Genomic DNA, 6,476 nt, shown 5'->3' with positions numbered 1-6,476 from the left:
ATCTTGATGGGTTGCAATTAAAATTAGAATAAAATGTTTACTAGAAAAAAAATGATAAACTAAAGGAAATTTTGTCTTTTCTAATTGAAATTGGATTTGAGAAGCATTTACCAATGTCTCAGTATTTTGCAAATCAATTCCTTCTTCCTTTAAAATTTGTATAAAATCTAATTTAAAATAGGAGTTATCTAAGGTTAAATTATCTATTTCTGTTAAGATTTCTCCAGTTTTTAGCTGAATTAAGAAAATATGTAAGAATCCGTGCATATCTATCCCTTTCAAAAACAATCAAGAAAAATTTATACTTTTTATTAAAAATATAATCTCATAAAAAAATGTGAATTAAAAACCAAATTTGGCCCATTCATCTTCTTCTTCTTCTTGTTCTTCTTCTTCATTTTCATCTTTTTTTGATTTTTCAGATATTGCTTTTGAAGTAAATTCTACTCCTTCTTTAACCTCATTTTCTTCAAATTCTTCCTCATCTGAATCAAACGAAAATATTTCCTCAGGATGTGAAGAAATTGAAGTGTCAGAATCTGCAATTTTTACTTTACCATCATCTTTTGAAAAACTTGAAGATGGAATTGTTGTGTTGCTCAATTCTTCCATTTCTTTAATATCATATACTTCTTGATGTCGCGCACCTTTTTCAACCAATTTCAGAAAATCTCCGTGAATCTTTATGGATATTGCTGAATCAGAATCTAACAATCGCAAAGTTACTTCTTCTTTAGCACCTTCTTTAGGCATTCTTACAACTTCTGCTTTTTGACCAGTGAAAATCCCTGAAATTATTTCAACGGTATCCCCTTCTTCTAAAATTTCAGTAACCTTTCGGGGCGAAATTACGTGAGCAATAGATTCTAAAGAAATTGAACCCACAATTTTACCTTTCACATGTCGTAATCCAGAAATCGCAATCATCACATCTCGCTGATGAACTGCCTCTATAAATACATATCCTCGTAATTCCTCAGCAATCATCATGCATTTCAAATCGGGAAATGGATTTAATACACGTAATCGATTAAATATATTTTGTAAAACAGATTTTTCTTGTCCAATTGTGGTCCGAACTGCAAAAATAGTCGTTTTCGATCCACCATCTGAAGTAATACCTGGAGTGTGATATGACATATTACAAACCTTTCGTTTTCTAAACCATCTATCCTTTTATCTCTCTCACTTTTCCTAAAATCGCGTTTTTTCTATTAATAAACGATTTAGAAAAATTAGTAGGTACATTATATTTTGATACCAAATAAAATTTTTCAAAAAAAAAAAAAAATAGATTTTACTCTTTAATTAAGAATTATGTGCGAATTAGTGCGAATAAGTTTATGGAAGCAGTAATCCTAAAAATTATTAATTATGATAAATTCAAACAAATGAGATGCCGAAGAATCGTAGAAGAAATAATGCAGAAGTTACTAAGCGCCCCCGAATTCCAAATCGAGCAGATGAAGAATATTTAGCTGTTGTCACTGAAATATTTGGCGGGGAACACATGGGTGTCCGCTCAGAAGATGGAGTTGATTATCTAGGTGTTATAAGGGGTAAAATAAAGAAACGAATGTGGGTCCGATTAGGTGATGTTGTTCTTATTACTCCTTGGGCTGATATGACTGTGAAAAAGGATAAAAAACCTAAAGCTCACATAATTTGGAGATATACACGAACTCAAGTAAATTGGTTGCAAAATCATGGCTATGTAAAACCAGAATTTTTAGAAGAACTGCAAAATATTTAGTATTTTTACTTATTTAAATAAAGATATTCAATTTTCATTCGTTTTTTCTTTATATTTCAGGAAATTCAACATCTAGCCTTTTTTTTTGCCGAAGAAAAATGGTTGGAATTCCTTGTTGTAGAGCTTTTTTACGAAGTTCCTTATCATTAGTTGCTAAAAAAACTCTGTACTTCTTTTTCTGTGTTTTTTGATTTTTTTGTTTTGTTTTTTCGATTTTAATTTTTTCAAACCTCAGTTCTTCACTTTCAAATTTTGTATTGTTATTTTGGATTTCCTGATTCTGATTTTCTTGTTTCTGATTTTCTTGATTCTGATTTTCCTGTTTCTGATTTTGTATTTTTATTTCGTTATTTGTCATTTTTTCTTTTTGTATACATTCAAAATTATGAATAATCTCTAAAAGAAAATCATCTACAGATGTTTTATGTTGAAAGTTCTCAGATTGTTTAGAATGAGTTTTAGATTGTTCCAAATTAAAAAAATCTCGTTCTGCTTCAAATATCTCATACTTGTGTTGTTCTAATATTTGTCTTGCAAGCTTATAATTTTGTCGAAGGACTGTTGATCGCGATTCTTTTGCAATTTTTTCATCTAATTCAGTAAATACCGCTGAAGGTACAATCAATTTATATGGACCAGGAACCATTTGGTTAAATTGCTCATAAATATCTATTCTAAATTGGGCAGGAAGTAATAAAAAATTAGCATCTAAAAAAATATAATAAATTATTTCCATCAAAACCATTAATTCATTGATTAAATGTTATTGTAAAAATCTGAAAGTCTTTCTTTTTCTTTCTTCTTTCGCTCTTTTTCTTCTTCACTAAGATTACTGTTGACATTTTCATTGAAAGTTGTCTCATTTGTTGGTGGTGTGAATGGTTTGGGCTCTGTAATTGGTAGTGTGAATGGTTTAGGCTCTGTTGTTGGTGGTGTGAATGGTTTGGGTTCTGTTGTTGGTGGTATGAATGGTTTTGGCTCTGTAGTTGGTGGTGTAAATGGTTTTGGCTCTGTAGTTGGTGGTGTAAATGGTTTTGGCTCTGTAGTTGGTGGTGTGAATGGTTTAGGCTCTGTTATTGGTGGTGTGAATGGTTTAGGCTCTGTTGTTGGTGGTGTGAATGGTTTTGGCTCTGTTGTTGGTGGTGTGAATGGTTTTGGCTCTGTAGTTGGTGGTGTGAATGGTTTGGGCTCTGTAGTTGGTGGTGTAAATGGTTTTGGCTCTGTCGTTGGGGGAGTAAATGGTTTTGGCTCTGTAGTTGGTGGTGTGAATGGTTTAGGCCCTGTTGTTGGTGGTGTGAATGGTTTGGGCTCTGTAGTTGGTGGTGTGAATGGTTTAGGCTCTGTTTTTGGAGAAGCGAATGTTTTAGGCTCTGTCGTTGGGGGAGTAAATGGTTTAGGCTCTGTAGTTGGCTGTGTGAAAGGTTTTGACTCTATTGGTTCGGTATCTGTTTTATCGGTTTTACTTTCATCGGGGGGTAATTTTACTCCATTAATCTCTAAAACTCGACGAAATATCATATTAAAGGCTTTTTTTACTCCTGTTCCATCTTTTGATGAAATTTTAATATGATCGAACATATTCAAAGGTTCTAAAAACTCTTTAGCATAGTCATCACTAACTGTAATATCTTCAACACGATCAAGCTTTGTACCAACAAATAAAATCGGAAGACTCGGATCTTGTTTTCGGATGATATTTACCCATTCTTCTAATCCATCCAAAGTCCGAAGACGGGTTAAATCATATAACAAAAGTGCACCGCGCGCTCCTGCAACATATGAATCTAACATAAACCGAAAACGTTCCTGTCCTCCAAAGTCCCATAGCTGCCCTACAACTTCAACAGAATCGGGATGACCCGGTGGGCCGATTGTTGAATTAAGTAGATGGAATTCAACCCCGATAGTCATGCTAGTTTGTTCAGAGAATTTACCTGTTACAGCCCGAGTTAATAGGGTAGTTTTACCGACACCGCCTTGGCCTGCGACTAGAATCTTGAAAACATATTTCTTTTTCTTCATGAGGGTATGTCCGTCCTATTTGGGCGAATTATGGATTTGCAAACGAAAAATTTTGGAATCCAATTATAATAATATTATATAGAATGCCGATGATATAATAAAATTTTGTTTTTAGGGGGGGTGAGTGAGATATTGTTAGGTGATTGAATTTAAATATATAAAATGATGGTGATGAAGATCATGATGATCTTATGAAAAGTGGGTAAGATTGAATAAATTTAAGGAATTTATTTTAGTAATTTTTTAGAGTTTTGCATTAATGTTTTTCAAGAGAAAAGAGGTTTAAATTGATTAGCATATATATTCCTACATAAAGTCGAAGAAGTAGTAATTTATTTTTTATAAAATAGGTAGAGTTCTTGCTTGTATCAATAAAAATTTAAAGTAATATTAGTAAAATGTGGATTTGTATGTAGATTTAAGTTTTCGATAATCAATATATTTATATTTATCACCTTAGGTAGATAGAAATGATGGTTTTAGACAGAACAAAGTTATTATTTTAGTAAAATGAAAAAAGTGTATTTTCGAATTTAGAAATTATGGTGAGATGCAAGAAAGGTATAAAACACCCATCAAAACTAATATACCCCTCCCATTTTTCGAATTACTTCCATGAGGAGGGATCAGAGCGAGTTGAGGGTATAGAAAATGCCAATTTTAAAAAGAATTCACCTATTTGGAGGACATATTTTATTCCTAAAATGTTTCAGTATTCCAGTGGGTATATAAAGGCAAGGAACCGTGATTTTATTGCAAAATGGCAGAATTTTGGAGCGATTTGCCATAGGTTGATAAAATGGGGCAAACCGATATATCCTTCATCGAAAGGAAAAATGCAAATTTTGCAAGGCCCCCTTATTTCACCAATAGGGCCAGCAGATAAAGCTTATGTGGTGTTCGATGTAATAAACAGGTTCTATCAAGAGATAACCAAGGATGAAAATGGAGAAAATGGATTTGAGGGCGACTTAATCGATGTTTTAGGAAGGGGTTATTTTCTATCATTCGATCGTAAAGATTCTTTGAATATCTTTTCAATTCGAGAGATGATGGGTTTAGATCATGTAATTTTGTATTTTTCTGAGTTGTTTGGCTTTTTAGGCAAGGATAAGTCTTTGTTCAATGAAAAGATCACCGATGTTATCGGTAGCAGCGATTCTCTCGACGATCTAGAGTTTGACTGGCACACGCCGTCATCTACAGCGGTTCGCATAGCACAATTGGATGGTATAAGCCGGTTCTTTTCAGATTATTTTTTTAAGTGGAACCAGTTCAACGATGTCTACGGTTATCAAAGGAATCCATTTTCTGGTCGTTTTGCTCCGATAATGTATCGTTTAAGCGAATTCAGTCTCGAACCATTATTAATGCAGGAATTTACCTATTATGAAAGCATACCGTGGGGTGATGCAAAAAATCCCGATGGAGTTCGTTTGATAAGAAGCATGTCTTCTTTAGAAGGTCTTGTTATTCCATATTTCGGATTATTTAAGATTGTGGAGGCGAGAACGGGCAATTGGGGTGCGATCATCAAGAATTTGCAGGGTTCATATGAGATGCAAAGTTTAATGCACTGGTCTGGAAGATTGAAAGGTGCGTTGAAGAAGAAATCGCCCGGTCAATTAGATTTCAGCATGCTGATTAACGGCTGGCCAATTTGCTTTGAGATTATTGACTACGGTGAAAAAATAACTTGGGGCAAGTTGGCTGGAATGCTTTACGGTCCAGAAACTGATGTTCAGACAGGAAACCAGGTAAAAGAATGGAAATTTCCCACGATATCAATCGGTATACCTTCAGATATGGTCTGGTATTCGAGAAACGCCAAGGACGTGGGCAAAACTTCGCCTGCATCTAACAGTCCCGAGGCAGTTCGTTTGCTTAAAGCGATGGCGTATATTAATTTACCCGAGGTAAAATCTGCAGTTGAGCAAGTGTATCCCGGTCTTTATGATGGATTAATGGGTGATCCGCTGCGAATTGCGTTGTTTTTGCTGAAGTCTGATGTGCAGGTGCCTGTTTTCAACTGGTATTCGAGGAAATTTCAGACGAAGAATAACAATGGTTTTGTGTTGGATATTTTTGCAGCGGCATGTGGGTTTTCGAATATAGAAATGATTGACCGATTATATGCTTCATATGGGATTAAGAGCGTAAAATCAAATCCATCTCGCATGGAATATTCATTCGATTTCGAAAATAAAGATTTCAACCTTTGGTGGAAACAGCGAGATGAACTTCATGAATTAATTGCGAAGGGATTAACCTGGCAACAAGTAAAAAATCATCCTAACCCCAAAAAAAGAGTATTCTGGCGGGCAGTTCAGCTGCTAACGGCGGCCGACACGATTATCCGAAAGGAGCCAACCGGTTAAGTATTGGTATTGGTAAAGTGCGAGTTTTTTTTTGTATAAGTTTTTTTAATTTAAATATAAGATATATTTAGCGGGAAAAGTTGAAAGCAGGGGTATTGATATGACGTGGTATGATGAATTTAAAAAAATGATGAAAAGTGCAAGTAGGTTAAGACGTATGCAATTCGGTGAACCTTTGCCTAAGAATCTTGAGCGGGATCAGTGGGGCGTGCCCGTTCATCCTTTTTGGCGTTATTTTCATTATCAAAAGTTAATCCACATTGGTTTTCCAGTTCCAGTTATTCTTAGTGATGAATATTTAGATGTACCCTGTCCATGGAACG

General features: G+C 34.6%; 7 protein-coding genes. 3 read left to right on the top strand and 4 right to left on the bottom strand.

Annotation, left to right across the window (positions count from 1 at the left end; translation table 11 throughout):
• Both ACXLDF_RS13410 and ACXLDF_RS13405 read right to left on the bottom strand, forming a co-directional pair.
• Window positions 1-267, bottom strand: a 267-nt coding sequence (locus ACXLDF_RS13410; protein WP_457559048.1) for a hypothetical protein, incomplete at its 3' end; no start/stop codon positions are given.
• Between the two features lie 75 nt (window positions 268-342).
• Window positions 343-1,140 carry a transcription elongation factor Spt5 gene (locus ACXLDF_RS13405; RefSeq protein ID WP_457559047.1) on the bottom strand — a complete coding sequence of 266 codons (798 nt, stop codon included), beginning with the start codon at window positions 1,138-1,140 and terminating at the stop codon, window positions 343-345.
• A 256-nt stretch (window positions 1,141-1,396) separates the two neighbouring features.
• Here ACXLDF_RS13405 and ACXLDF_RS13400 point away from each other — a divergent pair, with 256 nt between their 5' ends.
• Window positions 1,397-1,753: a translation initiation factor eIF-1A gene (locus ACXLDF_RS13400; RefSeq protein ID WP_457559046.1), complete on the top strand. Its 357-nt coding sequence runs from the start codon at window positions 1,397-1,399 to the stop codon at window positions 1,751-1,753.
• A 49-nt stretch (window positions 1,754-1,802) separates the two neighbouring features.
• Here the strand turns inward: ACXLDF_RS13400 and ACXLDF_RS13395 are convergent, their stop codons facing one another.
• Window positions 1,803-2,498 (bottom strand): PIN domain-containing protein, encoded by a 696-nt coding sequence (locus tag ACXLDF_RS13395; protein WP_457559045.1) that lies wholly within the window; start codon window positions 2,496-2,498, stop codon window positions 1,803-1,805.
• 11 nt (window positions 2,499-2,509) lie between these two features.
• Window positions 2,510-3,775, bottom strand: a complete 1,266-nt coding sequence (locus tag ACXLDF_RS13390) for a Rab family GTPase (protein ID WP_457559044.1) — start codon at window positions 3,773-3,775, stop codon at window positions 2,510-2,512.
• Window positions 3,776-4,479: 704 nt separating this feature from the next.
• On the opposite strand from ACXLDF_RS13390, the gene ACXLDF_RS13385 reads away from it, so the two are divergent.
• Together ACXLDF_RS13385 and ACXLDF_RS13380 are read left to right on the top strand one after the other, a co-directional pair.
• Window positions 4,480-6,153 carry a hypothetical protein gene (locus tag ACXLDF_RS13385; RefSeq protein WP_457559043.1) on the top strand — a complete coding sequence of 558 codons (1,674 nt, stop codon included), beginning with the start codon at window positions 4,480-4,482 and terminating at the stop codon, window positions 6,151-6,153.
• 100 nt (window positions 6,154-6,253) lie between these two features.
• The coding region (locus ACXLDF_RS13380) for a hypothetical protein (RefSeq protein WP_457559042.1) at window positions 6,254-6,476 on the top strand (223 nt) is incomplete at its 3' end.

The sequence above is a fragment of the Candidatus Harpocratesius sp. genome (assembly GCF_054039255.1).
Note: the sequence above shows the minus strand (reverse complement) of the source record. Positions and strands in the feature narration are given on the sequence as shown.

Excerpts from the sequence above, each read along its gene's own strand:
- ACXLDF_RS13390 (WP_457559044.1), bottom strand. The coding sequence starts at position 3,775 with ATGAAGAAAAAGAAATATGTTTTCAAGATTCTAGTCGCAGGCCAAGGC.
- ACXLDF_RS13395 (WP_457559045.1), bottom strand. The coding sequence starts at position 2,498 with ATGGTTTTGATGGAAATAATTTATTATATTTTTTTAGATGCTAATTTT.
- ACXLDF_RS13400 (WP_457559046.1), top strand. The coding sequence starts at position 1,397 with ATGCCGAAGAATCGTAGAAGAAATAATGCAGAAGTTACTAAGCGCCCC.
- ACXLDF_RS13385 (WP_457559043.1), top strand. The coding sequence starts at position 4,480 with ATGTTTCAGTATTCCAGTGGGTATATAAAGGCAAGGAACCGTGATTTT.
- ACXLDF_RS13405 (WP_457559047.1), bottom strand. The coding sequence starts at position 1,140 with ATGTCATATCACACTCCAGGTATTACTTCAGATGGTGGATCGAAAACG.